The sequence below is a fragment of the Adhaeribacter sp. genome (assembly GCF_057359045.1).
Map to the genome: position 1 here is coordinate 24,352 of NZ_JBMQUD010000122.1, position 17,936 is coordinate 42,287.

Below are 17,936 nucleotides of genomic sequence, written 5' to 3' on the forward strand. Positions count from 1 at the left end.
CGGTTTAAGTAATAGGCCTGGTAAAAAGGCAGAAATTAACCCTGAAGTAATATATTCCGGAATTTATTACTATTATTAAAATAGATGTTCGATTTTCCTGTTAGTTAGATAATAACCAACCCGAAAGAAAAAAATATTGCATGATTGCCGAAGAGCTCATAAACCAAATGATTCCCCCACTCAAGATTTCCGACTCGGTTGAGAAGGCCGTGCGTTGGATGGAAGAGTTTCGGGTAAATCAGTTGCCGGTGGTAAAAAACCGGCAGTATATGGGCATGATCACCGAAGACGATATTATTGAGAAAAACCTTTATGGGATAACCCTCGATACCTTGGAGTTAGGTTACAGCCAGGTGTACGCCATGCACTACCAGCACTTTTATAACGTAATGGAATTAGCCATCCGGAACAAAATACAGGTAGTGCCGGTGTTGGATGAGCACCAGGAGTTTTTAGGCGTAATAACGGTAAACGATACCATTGCGGCTTTCGGGCAAATGTCGGCTTTGCAGGGGCAAGGTGGTATTTTGGTGCTGAGCATGAATGAGCGCGATTATTCGTTAACCGAAATAAGCCGCCACGTAGAAGAAAACAATGCCAAAATATTAAGTGCTTACGTATCGCCCGACGAAATAGATCCCCACAAAATAAAAGTTACGCTTAAAATTAACCGCACCGACCTAAACCGCATTATTGCCACTTTTGAGCGTTTCGATTACCGCATTGTGGCCCAGTTTCAGGATGCGGCCGAGATAAAAGACGATCAGGACCGGCTGGATTTGCTCATGAAATATTTAAATATTTAATTAATCTGCCATTTAAACCTGCCAGAACGCCTATACCTATTATTTTACAGCAGCGGCTACTTTGTTCGTTTCTTTATTATAAATAAAGGTACCTTTGGCAATCCGGTTACCGGTAAGCCGCAGAAAATTAATGAAATGAGTTGCGGCATTGGCTGCCTGTGCTTATGAAAATAGCAATACTAGGAAAACCCTTTACCGAAAAATTAATACCCTACATCCAAAGCTTGTTTGATGAACTGAGTGCGCGGCATACCGAAATTATGGTGGGCGAGTACTTTAATATTTATCTGCGCAATTTTATTAAACTGCCGGCGGGCGTAACTTCTTTCCGGCGGGGCGATTCGCTGGCGGGGATTAATTTTATGTTAAGTATTGGCGGCGACGGTACTTTGCTCGATGCCCTTACCTACGTAGGCGCCGCGCAAATCCCGATTTTAGGTATAAACACCGGCCGCTTAGGTTTTCTAGCCACCGTATCTTACGATCAGATTCCTACGGCAGTAGAGGCGCTTTTTAAAGGCCATTACACCATCGAAGATCGCTCATTAATCCGGGCCGATACCGACCAGGAAGTATTTGACGGCATTAATTTTGGGTTAAACGAGTTCTCTATTCTTAAAACCGACTCCTCGACCATGATTGTGGTGCACACCTACTTAGATGGAGAATATTTAAATTCTTATTGGGCCGATGGTTTAATTGTATCTACCCCTACGGGTTCAACGGGTTACTCGCTTAGTTGCGGCGGGCCGGTGATGCACCCCCAAACAAACAATTTTGTAATTTCTCCCGTATGCCCACATAATTTAAATGTAAGGCCTTTGGTAATTTCCGATAAAAGTGTGGTTTCGTTTGAAGTAGAAGGCCGAAGCAATAATTTTTTGGTTTCGCTCGATTCGCGTTCTAAACCCGTAGATGCCTCTATTCAGATAGCGGTACGGCGTGAGAATTTTAATGCGAAATTGGTAAAAATTGCCCAGGTAAATTTTCTGCATACCTTGCGTAATAAATTAAATTGGGGCCTCGATAAACGAAATATCGAGTAAAGCATAAATAGAATATCTGATTTTGTTTTTTTAATATTGCATTTTGTTGTTAATTTAGCGCCAAACGGTAAAATCTAAATAAATATTGCCAATTAGGTTATTAAAAAGCCGGATACATATGAAGAATTTTGTCTCTATTTTTGTTCTGGGCGTAATTTTATGCTCGCTGGTTTCTACCGATGCCGAGGCGCAGCGTTTTACCAAAAGAAGAAGGTACGCCAGTATTGGGGTTAACCTAAATGCTATGAACTACTTCGGGGATATTGTGCCGGAAGCAGATTTTACCAGTTTCCGGTTTAAGTCTACTAGGCCTAATATTGGTATCGAGTATTCTTACCGCATGTTTCCCCGGGTAACGTTTCGGGGTAATTTGGCCTGGGGCCGTATAACCGGCGACGACCGTAAAAGTGCTTCGCAAAACGAAGAAGACAACATACCGCGGTATAAAAGAAATTTAAATTTCCGGAACGATATAAAAGAATTAAGCGGAACTGCCGTTTTTGATTTATACGAGAACCGGGGCGCGTATACCCGCCGTCCTGATTTTACACCGTATGCTTTTATTGGTATTGCTTTATTCCATCATAATCCAAAAACTTACTACGAAGGCAGCACCGATTTACCGTCTGGTTACTACGAGTTACAGCCTTTGGGTACCGAAGGGCAGCAGGTAGGTGGGCAGGGTTATCCCAAGCCTTACCACAAAGTACAGGTTGCCGTGCCGTTGGGTATTGGTTTCCGGTATAAACTGGATCGGCAGTGGGATTTAAGCTTTGAAATTGGTTGGCGTAAAACGTTCTTCGATTATTTAGATGATGTAAGCGGTGCCTACGCTTCTAAAGCCGATTTATTAGCTAACGGCGAAAACGGCCGTAGAGCCGCTATATTAGCTGACCGTAGTGCTGCTTCTGGTTTTAGTACGGAACCTGATCCGCAGTTAGGTGCCCAGTACCCGCACGTGCCGGGCTTTGGTACCAAAGGCGATCAGCGGGGCGATGTTACCGACGATGACTGGTATATTGTAACGGGTTTACACCTGAACTACATTTTGCCTACCAGAACCCGCGGCCCGAAATTCAGGTAATGGTCTATTCGGCTATGGCTGGCCAACCGCTATTATCAGGTATATAAGTTATAGCATGATTATAAAATCTTTTGTAAAGTCACTCCTTATTTGTTCTATGCAAATAGGGAGTGTTTTTTTTTCGTTAAATGCGGTAGCACAATCCCAGAACTACAAAACCAGTGAGTTGGGTTTAGGTATTGGGGGTACCAGCTACAAAGGTGAGATTTCGCCCAATTACCGCTTTTTAAATAATCGGCCAGCCGTTACCATTTTTTATAAAAAAGATGTTTCGCAGCCCCTGGTGTTGCGGGCCGGTTTAACTTTGGGCTTAATGCGGGCCCACGACGAAGACGTAAAGCGCCCCCTGAATCAGTTCCGCCGGGCCGACATGATTACCAATTTGGCCGAACTGGCCCTGGGTTTCGATTACAACTTCCTGAATTACTATGATCAGAAGCGGCACATCCGCTGGACGCCTTATTTTTTTATGGGAGCGGCGGTAGCCAACTACAACAACAAAGTAGTGCTACAGGATAATGTAATAAAACCCTTCGAGAATGGCTTTGTGCTTTCTATTCCAATGGGTATTGGCTTAAAATACGCTTTATCGCGTCATTGGAACCTGGGTCTGGAAGCTGCTGCGCGTAAAACTCTATTTAAAGGCGGCGACAAAGTAGATTACCTCAAAAACAAAAACTACGAATCTAATCCCCCCGACGTTTTGCCCTATACCAATCCGTACGATAACGATTGGTATTTTTACAATGGCATCAGTATTTCTTATACATTTTATAAACTTATTTGCCCCGATGTTTACAAAGGCAATAAAAACCTGCTGCGCTAATAATAGCGGGTTTAGAGGTCATAATAAGGTTTAAAGCAATCGTAACTACTCCTGTAAAAAGCTAAAATATTAAAAATCGGGCTATTAAATAGAACAAAACCTATGGAAGAGCGCTGAAAATTGGGTAGATTTTGTTAACTTGCGCTGAAATTTCTTTTGAATGAACCTTCAGGAAAATATTGATTTGAACAATTTGCCGAAGCATGTTGCCGTTATTATGGATGGTAACGGTAGGTGGGCAAAGAAAAAGGGCGGGCTTCGGATATTTGGTCATCAGAACGCAATTACCGCTGTGCGCGACACGGTAGAAGCGGCGGCAGAATTGGGTATTCAGTACCTGACTTTGTATGCTTTTTCCACCGAAAACTGGTCGCGGCCGCAGTACGAGGTAAATGCGCTGATGCAATTATTGGTTTCTACTATCCGCAAGGAGACGGCGACACTAACAAAAAATAATATTCGTTTAAAAGCTATCGGCGATGTAAATGCCTTGCCTAAAGCCTGCCGCGAAGAGTTACTGGAAGCAATGGCACTTACCGAAAACAATAGCCGGATGACTTTGGTACTGGCCTTAAGTTATAGTGGCCGCTGGGATATTACCCAAGCCGTTAAAGCCATTGCGCAGGATGTAGCCACCGGTAAATTATTGCCCGAAGATATTCGGGAGGATTTAATTGGCAATTATTTATCAACGGAGAATATACCCGACCCGGAGTTATTAATACGTACCAGCGGCGAAATGCGCATCAGTAATTTTTTACTGTGGCAGTTAGCCTACTCAGAACTTTATATTATTGACTTATTATGGCCCGATTTCCGGAAGCAACATTTTTACGAGGCCTTGCTCTCGTACCAGCGCCGCGAACGAAGATTTGGTAAAATAAGCGAACAACTAACGAAATAACGTTTAATGATTAAAAAAGTTTTGTTGCTGTTTATCTCGATATCAGCAACAGTGCTCACGGCAGGAGCACAAGTTAAATTAAATACCCCCGGTACTGACGTTCCTATGGATTTTGCCAACCCTAAGCGATACCGGGTGGGCGGTATTACTTTTAGTGGTGCTAAATTCCTCGATCCCAATACCCTTTCTTCTATTACTGGTCTTAAAGTTGGCGATCCGGTTACTATTCCGGGTGAAGATTTAGGTAAAGCCCTGAACAAGCTCTGGGACCAGGGTATTGTGGGTGGGGCCGAAGTATCGGTTACCAAAATAGAAGGCGACCAAATATTCCTGGACTTTTATATTACGGAGCGGCCACGGTTGTCGCGTTTTGCGTTTAATGGCATAAAAAAAGGCCAGCAAGACGAACTCACCAAAAAAATTAGCTTAATCCGGGGCCGGATAGTAAACGATGCGGTTTTAAATACTACAAAAAATGCTGTGCGTAAATATTACCTTGAAAAAGGTTTTATGAACGTGAAAGTAAACATTGTGCCGCGGCCCGATTCGGTACTGGCCAACAGTGTAGTTTTAAATATCAATGTAGACCGCGGCGATAAAGTAAAAATTGATCATATTAACATTGTTGGGAACGAAGCCATAGCCGATAAGAAACTAAAAGGCAAATTAAAAGGTACCAAAGAGAAGAAATTTTATAAGCTCCTTACCGCCTCTAAGTTTCAGCCCACCAAGTTTGAGGAAGATAAACAAAGTCTTTTGGCATATTACAACTCGCAAGGTTACCGCGATGCCGAAATTATTTCGGACTCGATTTACAACGTATCTGAAGACCGCTTAGGCATTACCATCCGGGTAGACGAAGGACGTAAATATTTTTTCCGGAATATTACCTGGCGTGGTAATTACGTTTACGACGAGAAACAGCTAGCCAATGTATTAGGCATTGAAAAAGGCGATACCTACAGCAAAGAACGCCTGGATAAGCGCTTACAGTACGACCCGGCCGGTGGTATGGATATATCGTCGTTGTACATGGATGATGGTTACCTGTTTTTTAAGGTAGACCCTATTGAAGTGGCCGTAGACGGCGACTCTATTGATATTGAAATGCGTATTTACGAGGGTGCCCAGGCCAGAATTAAAGATGTAACCGTATCGGGTAATACCAAAACCAGCGACCACGTAGTTCTGCGCGAATTATATACCATCCCAGGCCAAAAATTTAGCCGTACCAATTTAATTCAGTCGCAGAAAGAAATTGCAACCCTGGGCTATTTTGATCCGGAGACTATTGGTATGAATCCCATCCCAAATGAGGCCGATGGTACCGTAGATATTAAATATACTGTTTCCGAAAAACCAAACGACCAGATTACCCTATCGGGTGGTTGGGGTGGTTACTACGGTATTGTAGGTACAGTAGGTTTGGTCCTGAATAACTTCTCTGCCCGTAAAGCTACCGATTTCCGGAACTGGCGGCCCATCCCCAGCGGCGATGGTCAGCGGTTAGCTCTTAATATTCAGGCCAATGGTTTAAGTTACCAATCTTATTCCTTATCGTTTACCGAACCTTGGCTAGGTGGCCGGCGCCGGAATTCTTTTAGCGTAGGCGTAAATAAAACCATTTCGCGGAGCTTAGTAGGGGGTACCGGTACGCGGGAACGCGGTTCTATTATGATTAATGGTGCTAATGTAAGTTTAGGGCGACGTTTGCGTAAACCAGATAATAACTTCTCTTTATCGCACTCGCTTAGCTATAACCAATATATTACCAGCGGCGATTTTGTAAACTACTACGGCTTTGGTAACTCCGACCCCAATACTAACCGGGCAAGCGCCAACAGTATTTCGTTTATTAATACTTTATCGCGCAGCAGCTTAGACCAGTTAACTTTCCCGCGGCGCGGTTCCCAAATTAGTTTAAGCCTTAACATAACCCCGCCGTATTCGCAGCTTTCCGATAAGTTTGAGCAAAACAAATGGATTGAGTTCCAGAAGTGGATGTTTGATGCCTCGTGGTTTACACCGCTTTCACCTAATGGCAAGTTGGTATTTAATACCCGGGCGCACTATGGTTTCCTGAGTACTTTTAACAAAGATATTGAGGTAGGGCCTTTTGAACGCTTTAAATTAGGTGGTTCTGGTTTAGGTGTTGGTAACTTTATTGTAGGTACAGAATTTGTAGGCTTACGGGGTTACGAAGACCAGGTTGTATCGCCTACTCAGCAAGGCGGTATTGCCTTTACCAAGTACGTTGCTGAAATGCGTTATCTGGTATCGCCAAACCCGGCCGCAACGGTGTTTGTACTGGGGTTTGCCGAAGGGGGTAATAACTTTGGTAACTACCGCGATTATAATCCATTTAAACTTTACCGGTCAGCTGGGGTAGGGGTACGCATCTTTATGTCGGCATTTGGTTTACTAGGGTTTGATTATGGTATACCTTTTGATCAGTATCCGGGAGCCGAGAAAAAAGGTCAGTTCCACTTTATGATTGGGCAGCAGTTAAGATAATAGCCTGTTCATTTGTAATAATATTTTTACTTTATGCCTTTAAAGAAAAAAAATAGCGTTACAGATAAAATTTTTAAGGAAAAGGAACTGATTTGGCTAAATACTTGCTTTAATGCTATAGCAGTAAATGAATAAAGTGAAAAAAATATTATTTTTAATTTTATTTGCTTTCTTTACCGGCCAAGCTACTTATGCCCAAAAATTTGGCTACGTAGATTCGGAGTTTATCATGAGTAAAATGCCGGCATATACTGCAGCGCAAAAAGAAGTAGATAAGCTTGCCGAAAACTGGCAGAAAGACATTGAAACCCGGTTTAAAGAAGTAGATAAATTAACAAAAAATTACCAGGCCGAAGAGGTGCTTCTGACCGAAGAAATGAAGAAGAAGCGCCAATACGAAATTGCCGCAAAGGAAAAAGAAGCAAAAGAATATCAAAATAAAATATTTGGTTACGAAGGCCAATTGTTCCGGAAAAGGCAGGAACTGGTCAGGCCCGTACTGGACGAATTATCGGATGCCATTGAAAAAGTAGCCAAACAGCGACAATTGCAGTTTGTTTTTGGTAAATCTGATGGTTTGGTTTTATTATACATGAATCCGACCCACGATTATACCGAATACGTGTTGGAAGCGTTAGGACTGGCATCGCCGGATAAAAATGCCCCGGCTACAGACCGGCCAGTTGTAAACCCCAGTGATACACCAGCGGCGCAAACTCCATCAGATATGGGCGGCGATGAGAATAACCAATCAGCACCGGTAACAAAGAAACCAGCAACCAATAAAACACAACCTAATAAAACACAATCGAAAAAAAAGTAACACAAACATAATTTATTAAAAGAATGAACAAGTTTAAATTTTTAGTGGCAGCAGTATTTATGGTAGCAATTAGCTTTGTGTCTCACGCACAAACTGCTGCTAATCTTAAAATTGGATATACTAATGTGGAGTATATCCTGGCTTTAATGCCCGAAGCCAAACGTATCGAATCTGACCTGAAAGCCTACAGTACCCAATTAGAATCTCAACTACAAGCCAAATACAAAGAATTTGAGACTAAGGGCGAAACTTACCAGAAAGCTGCCGGTACCATGACAGATGTAGTACGGGCGGATAAAGAGAAAGAATTAATGAACCTGCGTTCTTCTATTGAAGAGTTTCAGAAGAATGCCGAAGTATCTTTACAGAAAAAACAACAATCTTTGCTGGAGCCGGCTTATAAAAAAATGCAAGGTGCTATTGATGAAGTAGCCAAAGAAAACGGTTATACCTACGTGTTTAACTCCGATGCCGGTTATGGTACCAATGCCATTTTGTTGCATGCTCCTGAAGATGGCAATATTTCTGATTTAGTGTTGAAAAAGATGGGCGTAACCCCGCCAGCCAAAGGTTCTGCAGCGGCCAATTCTGCTAACAATGCCAGCAGTACTGCTCCTGCTAACAATACTACAGCGCCAAAAGCTACTACACCAGCTCCTGCTTCTACCAAGAAAAAGAAATAATAATTTTAGTTTAAAGATTGAAACGCCGGGGTATTTATTTACTTCGGCGTTTTTTATTTTCTTTTATTATTTCCGCTGTTGGTTTAATTCTGCCTATAATATTACGGATCCATTATTTCATTCTAGTTGAGATATATGAATCGTTTAGCAATACAAAAGCCAGTTAATGAGCCATGGGTGGTGTTTAAGGCTTTGGGTTAAACCGAGGCTGTTATTACTTCAACCCTAAACAAGAGCTTATTTAGGGTTTAGGTAAGCCTCTCTTCATTATTATACCTGAAGAAGCTATACAACTGTTAAAGCGTATTTTAAAAAAGAATGGTTTAAATAAATTTACTCTTTGTTTTAATAAGAGGTAAGTATTAGAATTTATTTGTTGAAATTATTTTACTCAAATTACCAAAAGGCAGGCCAATGCTTTTTGGCAGAATGCATATTTCTATTTAATGGATTTAGATATTATCGAAAGTAATCCGGATTCGGATGAGCTTTATGAGCATTACCGCATTGTGGTAGATAAAGGGCAAGCGCTACTGCGGCTCGATAAATTTTTAATGGATCGCTTACCCAATGTTACGCGCAATAAGCTGCAGGAAGCAATCAGAGCAGAGTCGGTGCAAGTAAATGCCAGGCCGGCTAAGGTAAGTTATAAAGTTAAGCCGCAGGATATTATTACCATTACGCTGCCCGATCCGCCGCGCGATACCGATATTGTTCCGGAGAATATACCTTTAAATATTATTTACGAAGATGCGGAACTGTTGCTGGTAAATAAACCCGCGGGTATGGTAGTGCACCCCGCTTATAGTAACTGGACCGGCACTCTGGTAAATGGACTTACTTATTATTTACAGAATTTGCCTACAGCCCGTAACGGTGAGGGGCGTCCGGGCCTGGTGCACCGCATCGATAAAGATACCTCCGGATTATTGGTTATTGCCAAAACCGATTTAGCTATGGCTTATCTGGCCCGCCAATTTTATGATCATAGCATTGAGCGTACCTATTATGCTTTAATTTGGGGAGTGCCTAAAAACGAAACGGGTACCATTGTGGGCCACGTGGGGCGGAGCCTAAAAGACCGGAAAGTTATGACGGTTTACCCAAACGGTGAGCAGGGCAAGCATGCGGTTACCCATTATAAAGTGTTGAAGACTTTCAAATATGTATCGTTGGTACAATGTAACCTGGAAACGGGCCGTACGCACCAAATTCGGGCACACATGAAATTTTTGGGTCATCCATTATTTGGTGATGAAACTTATGGTGGTACCCAAATAAATTACGGTAACCGGACGGGCTCTTTTAAAGCATTTGTAAATAATGCTTTGGACATTATGCCCCGGCAAGCCTTACACGCGAAATCTTTAGGGTTTAAACACCCGGTAACGCATAGTTATATGCAGTTCGATTCTGAGTTACCACCCGATTTTGTAAACGTATTAGCTAAATGGGCGTTATTTGCAGATGAAAATTAACTCCAATAAAAAAGCCTGCTTAATGTTAAGCAGGCTTTTTTATTGGAGTTACTATCAATTATCTTCTTGCCTTAATTGCATTAATATTCTTAAGGGCTGCAGACGCTTCTTTGTTTCCTGGATCTAAACGCAATACCTCGTTCCAGTATTTACTGGCATTATTATAGTCTTTGCCTTGGTAAGCGTAAAAACCTAATTTATAATTGATAGCAACCAAAGTGCCTTTGTAAGATTGCTGTTTAGCGGGGTCTTGGTTGATAACTTTTATTACTTCTTCGTAGGCTGCTTTGGCATCACCAGATTTATCAGTGTCTTTGGCATCGATAATTTCGGCACGTTGCACCAGGGCCGGTATATAAGTAGGGTTAGATTTTAATACCATTTCATACAGCGGGTCGGCTTTATCGTATTCTTTATTTTCGAAGTAAGCATTCGCTAAATAAATTCTGGTAATATTCGCATTTTTAGGATTGTTCTCTAAAATTTTATTGTAAAGCGGGATAGCTTTGTCGTAAGCCTTTTGCTTTACGTAAAATGAAGCCTGATCATCCATCAATTCCACATTGGTTGGATCCATCTGCAGCGCTTTATCAAAATTTTGTTGCGCTAATTCGCCTTTACCATTAGCAGCTAAAATACGGCCGTAGTATGCATAATCCGATGCTAAAATTTTAGATTGGTCGGCTACTTTAAAGTAGTTTTCCATTGCCGTTAAAGCTTCCTGATCTTTTTTGGTTTCGTATAATGAATAAGCTAATAAGCGATTCATGGTCGCATTATTAGGATCGCTTTTTAGAACTTCCTGAGCCTCTTTAATAGTACCGGCGTAATCTTTGGTTAAGAATACAAACGAAGCGTATTTAGCCTTAGTATCAGGCGTGTTTTCGGCCATGGAGGTATACTTGCGGTAGTTTTCCAGGGCTTGGTCGTATTTACCGGCAAAGTAATACATTTCGCCTAACTCCCGGTAAGCCGGAGCATAGTTAGGATTAGCGGCTAAAGCGGCTTGTAACGCAGATTGTGCCTCGTTGAAGTTCCGGGAGCGTACAAATAACTGACCACGTTTAAAATGAGCTTTGGCATTTTTTGCGTCGATTTGTACGGCGCGGTCGTAGGCAGTCATGGCAGCACCCCCACCATTTGGGTTAAGTTGGTTTACATCGCCCAGAATAATATAAGCCTCGGCGTTGTTGTTTTTGGTTAATTCATTGGCCCGGTTCAAATATTCAATGGCTTTTGCCGGATCTTTTACATTAGCATCTGCATAAGCCTGGCCAATGAGCATATAAATATTAGGATCTTTCTTTTTTGAGGCTTTTATAGCAGCTTCAAATTGTTCTTCGGCGCCGCTGGTATTTCCTTTTAAGAGAGCAGCTTTACCGGCAGCTACTAAACCTACAGCCGATTTTGTATTAGCTGCAGCCTGGGTTAGATAGACAGCTGCTGAATCTGGTTTGCCAATTTTTATATAAGCATCGGCTAAAGATAAGGCAGCTTCTTCGCTGGCATTAGACTTGTTTAAAGTTTGTAAAGTATTGATAGCACTTCTATAACGTTCAAGATCTGTTGCCTGCTGTGCATCTTTTAACGATTGCGAAAACGCGCTCGTAACCGTAAAAGAAGATACAATTCCCAAAACATACTTCCAGTTTTTGATCATTGGTTTAAGGTTATTTAGTTGTTTGTTAAAAATAATAAATTATTCGGTAACATTTACCAATCTTATTGGCATAGTTGCTGGTAACAAGCCTGATTTCAAAAATATTCGTTGTCCTTTGTCGCCTGCAACAAAAGATGCAAAACCAGTGCCAATTCCAGCTCGTGCTTCTCTGCTTATTACATATAAGTTCCGGCGCAGCGGATAAGCTCCCTGCGCCAGGTAACCTTGAAACGGTTGATAATATTGGTCGGGAGCAGCCAGGTTCATTTGACGCCCCACCGCAACTACTTTTATTTTTTTCAGAAACCCAATGGCTACCGAATCATCAAAATCACTTATCCAATTTACGCCCAGTACCCCAATCGCATTCGGATTTTTTGCTACGTAATCTATCATCGCTGGGTTCGAATTAGAAGCAAATGCTTTTGGGGGCAAAGGTTGCTTTTTATTTATAGAATCTATAACGTAACGAGCCGTACTGGAATTGTTGTTATCAAAAACTATTGTTATATCGTTTAACTTTGATTTTGCATTAACTTGTTTCCAGGAAGTTACTTTTCCGGTAAATATATCACTTAGCTGCGAAACAGCTAGTAAAGTATCGGTATTTTCAGGGTTTATAATAAATGCTACGCCATCTACGGCTACTTTTGTTACACGGGGTGTTATTTTAATTTTTTCAAAAAATTTATTTTCAGTGGGGGTTAACAGGCGCGATAATATAATTACCCGGGCACTATCGTTTACCAGGTCTTTTACTACTTCGCCTTCCGATTTGTACTGTGCCTTTACTTTGGCATATTTATACAGTTTCTGGAAGGTATAAACATGCGAATCAATGATAGGGGCAAACGATTCGTCTACACTTATTTTTAAATTACCCGAAGTAGGCGTGTCGTCTATTTTGCCTGAGCGGTTACAGGCAGCTATTCCGGCACAAACCAACACTACCCCTAGCAATTTGAGCAAGTAATCTTTCATTTTATTATTACTGTTTCAGGTGTTTATGATAGCTTATCTATAATTACAAAGTGTTTTAAAGATAAGTCTGGATTAATAATGTTATTATACGATAAAAGCGAATGCTTTAGTCAATATTATAGGTTCTACTTAGTCCTTAATCAAACCGGCTTGCCGATTGTTTATTTTTAAAATGGCGCTGGTACGTACGATAAAACCGGAAAGCTCCGTACAATATAAGGGTAATACCCAATATTAATTTTATCTGCGAATCTAGGGCTAATTGTTCCGGCGACGAAAATATTAGATATAGTCCGAAAGCCGGGTAAACCAATGTCATAAATAGACCAAAATATTTCAAGAATTTTTGTAAGGTTGTTTCGGGTGTTTTCTCCAAAGGTTCATGCATGAGCTATCTATTTATATAAGGATGCAAAAAACGAATTATTTCATAGTTTATATTTAACTTTTTTAGAAGAGTGTAGGGCTAAAAAGCAAAAAACCGAAGCGTAAAGCTTCGGTTTTTTGCTTTTGTGAGATTTTATTATTGTAAACCAAACCGAACTGGTAAGGTATACCGGAAGCTAACGGGGCGGCCATTTTGTTTAGCCGGTGTAAACTTAGGCATAAGTTTAACTACCCGGGCGGCTTCTTCGTCGGTACCGCCGCCAAGTTTTTTAACAACTTGTACGTCGGAAATTTCACCTTCGCGGTTTACCACAAACTGAACTACTACTAAGCCTTCTAAACCGTTACGTAAAGCGGCTGGTGGGTATTTCAGGTTTTTCTTGATAAACTTGTTTAGTTCACTTTCTCCCCCTGGGAAAGAAGGCTGTTGCTCCACGAAAGTAAAGATTTTATCTTCTACTACTTCGCCTACTTCGCTCGGAGCTTCAACTACAGTCAGAATTTCTTCCTTGTTGGTATTACCTTCTACGGTTTTAGTAGAAATTACCACATCTTCGAGTTCTTTCTGATCCGGAATTTTCTCTTCTTTCCGAACTTCTTCATCTTTCTTAATTACCGGCGGCGTAAATTTAACCGTTGATACCACTGGTGGTGGCGGTGGTGGTAAATCTGGTGGCGGCGGTGGTGGCGGCTTATTTTCTAAGGCCGGTGGCTCAGTCAATTCTACTATTCTTTCTTCTTGCACAACTACTTCTTCTTTATCGCCGCCCAATAGGTTGGCAATTAAAGGAGCACTTATAAAGAGAATGAAAAGCGCAATGGCTATTAAAGTAGCAATAGTTACGTGCTTGTTGTAAATTTTCCGCAGAAAATAAGCTCCGTAGCTTTTGTTACGCGTCTCGAAAACAATATCGTTTAGCGACGCTGTTGCATAATTAAGTTTACTTTCCATTTTTACTTCCCTTCTGCTTTTGCCTTTTCAACTAATTTTTCATCACGAGGGTCTACATCTACAATCGCATATTTGTTAGACTCCGTAATGTTCATTTCGTCCAGCATATCTACCAGGTTTTTGTAACGGGCCTTCTCCATCGGTTTAATTAAAACTACCAGATCTTTATTATTTTTTCTATCCAGTAATATTTTCCGGACACCGTTTGCTGAATAATCCGTGGATTGAACACCAGGTGCAGTTGGCTCATCCGGTAAACCGGCGTACCAATAGATCTTGTCGCTTTCATCTAACAACAAGGTGAGCGCGTTAGAAGCTTTCAGTTCCGATTGTTCATCCTGGTTTTTAGGTTTTACCGGCATACTGATCTCCATGGTCTGGGGCTTAGCGAAGGTAGTAGTTAGGATAAAGAAAGTCAGGAGCAGGAAGCCCAAATCCACCATCGGCGTCATGTCGATTTTGGTTGATTGCTTCTTGGCCCTTTTCTTCCCACCTTTACCACCTCCGCCACCTTTTTCTTGTATTTCTGCCATTTTCTTACTACTTAATTAAGTCTAGGTTTAGCTTCCATATCGGTAATCAGGTTAAACCGGTTTACCTTTCTGTCTTGTAGCGTTTTTATTACCTTTTTAATGGTAGGTACATCGGCATCATTATCACCTTTTATGGCTATCCTAACTTTAGGGTTAGATAAGCGCGTGTTTAGAATCCAATCGCCTAATTCATTGTTAAGGGAGTCGGCCGGTACACCCGGTTGGTTTACACTTTTCAACTGACTATCGTTCATGTTTAATAACGATTTCAGGTTAGAAATAGGTACGCCAAAGCTGGGCATGTTTGCGAATTTTGCCTTTTCAGTTTCGGTAAAGGCAATGTTATATTTCGCGGCCATTTTATCAATTAATTCCCGCTTGGTATGTTGCCCTTCTACTCCGTAAAAAACGCGACCGGTTTTATCAATACTAATGGTTAGTATATCAGACTCGGGTAATTTGATATCGGAAGTAGAAGATGGCGTATCTACCACTACAACTTCTTCAGGCGCAAATTTTGAAATTAGCATGAAGAAAGTTACCAGCAGGAAGGCCAAATCTACCATGGGCGTCATGTCCAGGGAAGGTTTAGCTCTATGTGGTTTAACTTTTGGCATTTACGTTAATTTTTTAAATTTCTGTTTAAAAATTAAACACTAGCCGGACGGTGCGCGGTATTACCGGCATTATCATGTTCAGCGGCAAATGTTTGAATGATACTGAAACCGGCTTCGTCGATGCTGTAAGTAAGGGCATCAATTTTGCTGGTAAAGTAGTTGTAAGCAATAATGGCAATGGTAGAACCAGTAATACCAAGAGCGGTATTAATCAAAGCTTCAGAGATACCGTTTGCAAGGGCAACCGCATCTGGAGAACCAGCTGTTGCAAGAGCCGCGAACGCTTTAATCATACCAAGTACTGTACCAATCAAACCAACCAGGGTAGAGATAGAAGCAATAGTAGAAATAATTACCAGGTTCTTTTCTAACATCGGTAATTCCAGGGCTGTAGATTCTTCAATCTCTTTTTGAATAGCCAGGATTTTTTGATCTTTTGGCAATTCGCGGTCCAGTTCCATTTCTCGGTATTTGCCTAATCCTGAGCGAACCACGTTGGCTACTGAGCCTTTTTGCGCATCGCAGGCAGCAATAGCACCATTGATGTCTTTTTGATTTAAGCGTTGGCGAATAGTACGTACAAATTGCTCAATACCTTTGTTGCCTTTGGCTTTGCTAATAGTTAAGAAACGCTCAATAGCAAAAACTAATACCATTAAGTTTAATGATATTAACATAGGTACAATAAATCCACCTTTATAAACTACGCCCAGGTAATTGCCCGGTAGCGGGTGATTGTCTGGATTATTGCCTTCAAAGTTGGCAGGGTTACCTAATATAAACATGTAAATTGCAATTGATACCAAAATTGCTACTGGAATAACAATACTGGCAAAAATACCACCTACCTTACCTTCTGATTTTTCCGGCGCGTTAGTTGCTGGTCTTGGAGCATTTGTACTTACTGCATTCTTTTTTTCCATTGTTGTTGTAATTTAAAGTTTAGTTGTTTGTGTTTTGGGTTTTAAAATTTTAAATATTAACCAATAAATTTAATTTAATATGTTTAAACCAATCTTAGTTTGAATTATAATTTTACTATTGCTAATGCAAATATGTAAAACAGAATGAAAAATCAAAGCAGTTTGCCGGATAAATATACTTTTAAATCTATTTTCCTGCTTTCTTCTTCCTACAAACCTAAACAAAATCGCGTATCCCACAAAACACAAGGGTTCGCTTATTAATTCAATATCCAATTTATCCTGGATATAATTAAGGTTGCGTTAATAAAACTACAGTTTTTTTAGGAATTAATTCGGTATTTAGTAGAAAAATTTACAAAATTTATAAGCTTTGTTTCGTTTTTAAGCGCTTAGGCAAAACAAAATTTTGTTTCTGTAAATAAATTGCTGCTACATCTACGAATTTGCTGCTTTCAGGATGTGTTTTGATATAGGCCAAACGTAGTTTTTTAATTTAATATTGTTTGGCTTTTTCCCAATATACATCCATTTCCTCCAGCGTCATGGCATCTAAACGTTTACCGTCCTTAGCCGATTCCTGCTCCATAAACTGGAAACGCTTTATAAACTTTAAATTTGTTTTCTCTAGTGCTTCTTCGGGGTTAATATTTACAAACCGGGCAAAATTGATCAGCGAGAATAATAAATCGCCAAATTCGCCGGTAGCTTTTTCCGGATCGATGGGCGTTAAATCGGTTGGGTTAAGTTCCTGACTAAATTCCTGCAGCTCTTCCTGTACTTTTTCCCAAACTTGATTTTTTTCTTCCCAATCAAAACCGGCCCCGCGGGCTTTTTCCTGAATACGCATGGCTTTTACCAGTGCGGGCAACGAAACCGGAACACCGCCCAGTACCGATTTATTGCCTTCTTTTATTTTAAGTTTTTCCCAATTTTGTTTTACCTCCTCTTCTGTGTTAGCAGTTACATCGCCGTAAATATGTGGGTGTCTAAATACCAGTTTATCGCACAAAGTATTTAAAACCTCGGTCAGGTTAAACGTGTTTGTTTCGGAAGCAATTTTGGCGTAAAACACCAGGTGCAACATAACATCGCCTATTTCTTTTTTCAGGTCCTGCATATCGTTGCGCATAATGGCATCCGAAAGCTCGTAGGTTTCTTCAATGGTTAAATGCCGCAGGCTGCTGATGGTTTGTTTCCGGTCCCAGGGGCATTTTTCCCGCAGGTCGTCCATAACATCCAAAAGCCGGTTAAAGGCCTGCAACTGTTTTTCTCTGGTTAATCTTTTCTCTTCGGCCGAGTTTTCCATTTGTATAAATTACATGTTTTGCTAAAACGGTTTCTAACCGGTTCTTTAACGTAAGAAGCCGCTGCAGCTATGCAATTTATATTATTTAAGATGCAGCATCCCGGATATTCCATAAAAGTTTTTTAAACTTTTTTATAAAAAATAGGAGTGAAGTAGATAAATCATTTAGAAACATTAACTAATCCGTTGCAGCAAGGTGCCTTTGTGGGGCAAAGCGGAAACTTTATTTTATTTCTTAATATACTATTAAGTACTTTTGCACAAAAAAGAAGAAGAGAAGTGACGTTAATCAAGACGATATCCGGGATACGGGGGACGATAGGCGGCGTAGCCGGTGAAGGTTTAACGCCGGTAGACGTAGTAAAGTTTGCGGCGGCTTACGGCACATGGGTGCTGCAAACCACGGGCAA

General features: G+C 41.0%; 17 protein-coding genes. 9 read left to right on the top strand and 8 right to left on the bottom strand.

Features of this window, described 5'->3' with window-relative positions:
* Positions 1-140 precede the first annotated feature (140 nt).
* From ACO1R6_RS18600 to ACO1R6_RS18640, 9 genes are all read left to right on the top strand, one after another.
* Positions 141-806 carry a CBS domain-containing protein gene (locus ACO1R6_RS18600; RefSeq protein WP_486266566.1) on the top strand — a complete coding sequence of 222 codons (666 nt, stop codon included), beginning with the start codon at positions 141-143 and terminating at the stop codon, positions 804-806.
* A 164-nt stretch (positions 807-970) separates the two neighbouring features.
* Complete coding sequence (locus ACO1R6_RS18605) at positions 971-1,852, top strand: NAD kinase (protein WP_486266567.1); 882 nt, start codon at positions 971-973, stop codon at positions 1,850-1,852.
* Positions 1,853-1,970: 118 nt separating this feature from the next.
* On the top strand, positions 1,971-2,936 hold the full coding sequence (locus tag ACO1R6_RS18610; protein WP_486266568.1) for a DUF6089 family protein: 966 nt from the start codon (positions 1,971-1,973) through the stop codon (positions 2,934-2,936).
* A 55-nt stretch (positions 2,937-2,991) separates the two neighbouring features.
* Positions 2,992-3,762 (top strand): type IX secretion system protein PorG, encoded by a 771-nt coding sequence (gene porG, locus ACO1R6_RS18615; RefSeq protein ID WP_486266569.1) that lies wholly within the window; start codon positions 2,992-2,994, stop codon positions 3,760-3,762.
* A 160-nt stretch (positions 3,763-3,922) separates the two neighbouring features.
* On the top strand, positions 3,923-4,666 hold the full coding sequence (gene uppS / locus ACO1R6_RS18620; protein ID WP_486266570.1) for an undecaprenyl pyrophosphate synthase: 744 nt from the start codon (positions 3,923-3,925) through the stop codon (positions 4,664-4,666).
* 6 nt (positions 4,667-4,672) lie between these two features.
* Positions 4,673-7,180, top strand: coding sequence for an outer membrane protein assembly factor BamA (bamA, locus tag ACO1R6_RS18625; RefSeq protein ID WP_486266571.1), 2,508 nt, complete (start codon positions 4,673-4,675; stop codon positions 7,178-7,180).
* A 127-nt stretch (positions 7,181-7,307) separates the two neighbouring features.
* A complete protein-coding gene (locus ACO1R6_RS18630) occupies positions 7,308-8,003 on the top strand; it encodes an OmpH/Skp family outer membrane protein (RefSeq protein ID WP_486266572.1) in 696 nt (231 codons plus the stop codon).
* Between the two features lie 23 nt (positions 8,004-8,026).
* Positions 8,027-8,686, top strand: a complete 660-nt coding sequence (locus ACO1R6_RS18635; protein WP_486266573.1) for an OmpH/Skp family outer membrane protein — start codon at positions 8,027-8,029, stop codon at positions 8,684-8,686.
* Between the two features lie 446 nt (positions 8,687-9,132).
* On the top strand, positions 9,133-10,164 hold the full coding sequence (locus ACO1R6_RS18640; protein ID WP_486266574.1) for an RluA family pseudouridine synthase: 1,032 nt from the start codon (positions 9,133-9,135) through the stop codon (positions 10,162-10,164).
* A gap of 58 nt (positions 10,165-10,222) precedes the next feature.
* Here the strand turns inward: ACO1R6_RS18640 and ACO1R6_RS18645 are convergent, their stop codons facing one another.
* From ACO1R6_RS18645 to mazG, 8 genes are all read right to left on the bottom strand, one after another.
* Positions 10,223-11,824, bottom strand: a complete 1,602-nt coding sequence (locus ACO1R6_RS18645; protein WP_486266576.1) for a tetratricopeptide repeat protein — start codon at positions 11,822-11,824, stop codon at positions 10,223-10,225.
* A gap of 39 nt (positions 11,825-11,863) precedes the next feature.
* Positions 11,864-12,793: a PstS family phosphate ABC transporter substrate-binding protein gene (locus tag ACO1R6_RS18650; RefSeq protein WP_486266577.1), complete on the bottom strand. Its 930-nt coding sequence runs from the start codon at positions 12,791-12,793 to the stop codon at positions 11,864-11,866.
* A 148-nt stretch (positions 12,794-12,941) separates the two neighbouring features.
* Positions 12,942-13,193, bottom strand: coding sequence for a hypothetical protein (locus ACO1R6_RS18655; RefSeq protein ID WP_486266578.1), 252 nt, complete (start codon positions 13,191-13,193; stop codon positions 12,942-12,944).
* Between the two features lie 135 nt (positions 13,194-13,328).
* Complete coding sequence (locus tag ACO1R6_RS18660; RefSeq protein ID WP_486266579.1) at positions 13,329-14,144, bottom strand: energy transducer TonB; 816 nt, start codon at positions 14,142-14,144, stop codon at positions 13,329-13,331.
* Between the two features lie 2 nt (positions 14,145-14,146).
* On the bottom strand, positions 14,147-14,677 hold the full coding sequence (locus tag ACO1R6_RS18665) for an ExbD/TolR family protein (RefSeq protein ID WP_486266580.1): 531 nt from the start codon (positions 14,675-14,677) through the stop codon (positions 14,147-14,149).
* Between the two features lie 11 nt (positions 14,678-14,688).
* Complete coding sequence (locus ACO1R6_RS18670) at positions 14,689-15,294, bottom strand: ExbD/TolR family protein (protein ID WP_486266581.1); 606 nt, start codon at positions 15,292-15,294, stop codon at positions 14,689-14,691.
* A gap of 32 nt (positions 15,295-15,326) precedes the next feature.
* A complete protein-coding gene (locus tag ACO1R6_RS18675; protein ID WP_486266582.1) occupies positions 15,327-16,217 on the bottom strand; it encodes a MotA/TolQ/ExbB proton channel family protein in 891 nt (296 codons plus the stop codon).
* 496 nt (positions 16,218-16,713) lie between these two features.
* A complete protein-coding gene (gene mazG / locus ACO1R6_RS18680) occupies positions 16,714-17,526 on the bottom strand; it encodes a nucleoside triphosphate pyrophosphohydrolase (protein WP_486266583.1) in 813 nt (270 codons plus the stop codon).
* Positions 17,527-17,936: the final 410 nt, after the last annotated feature.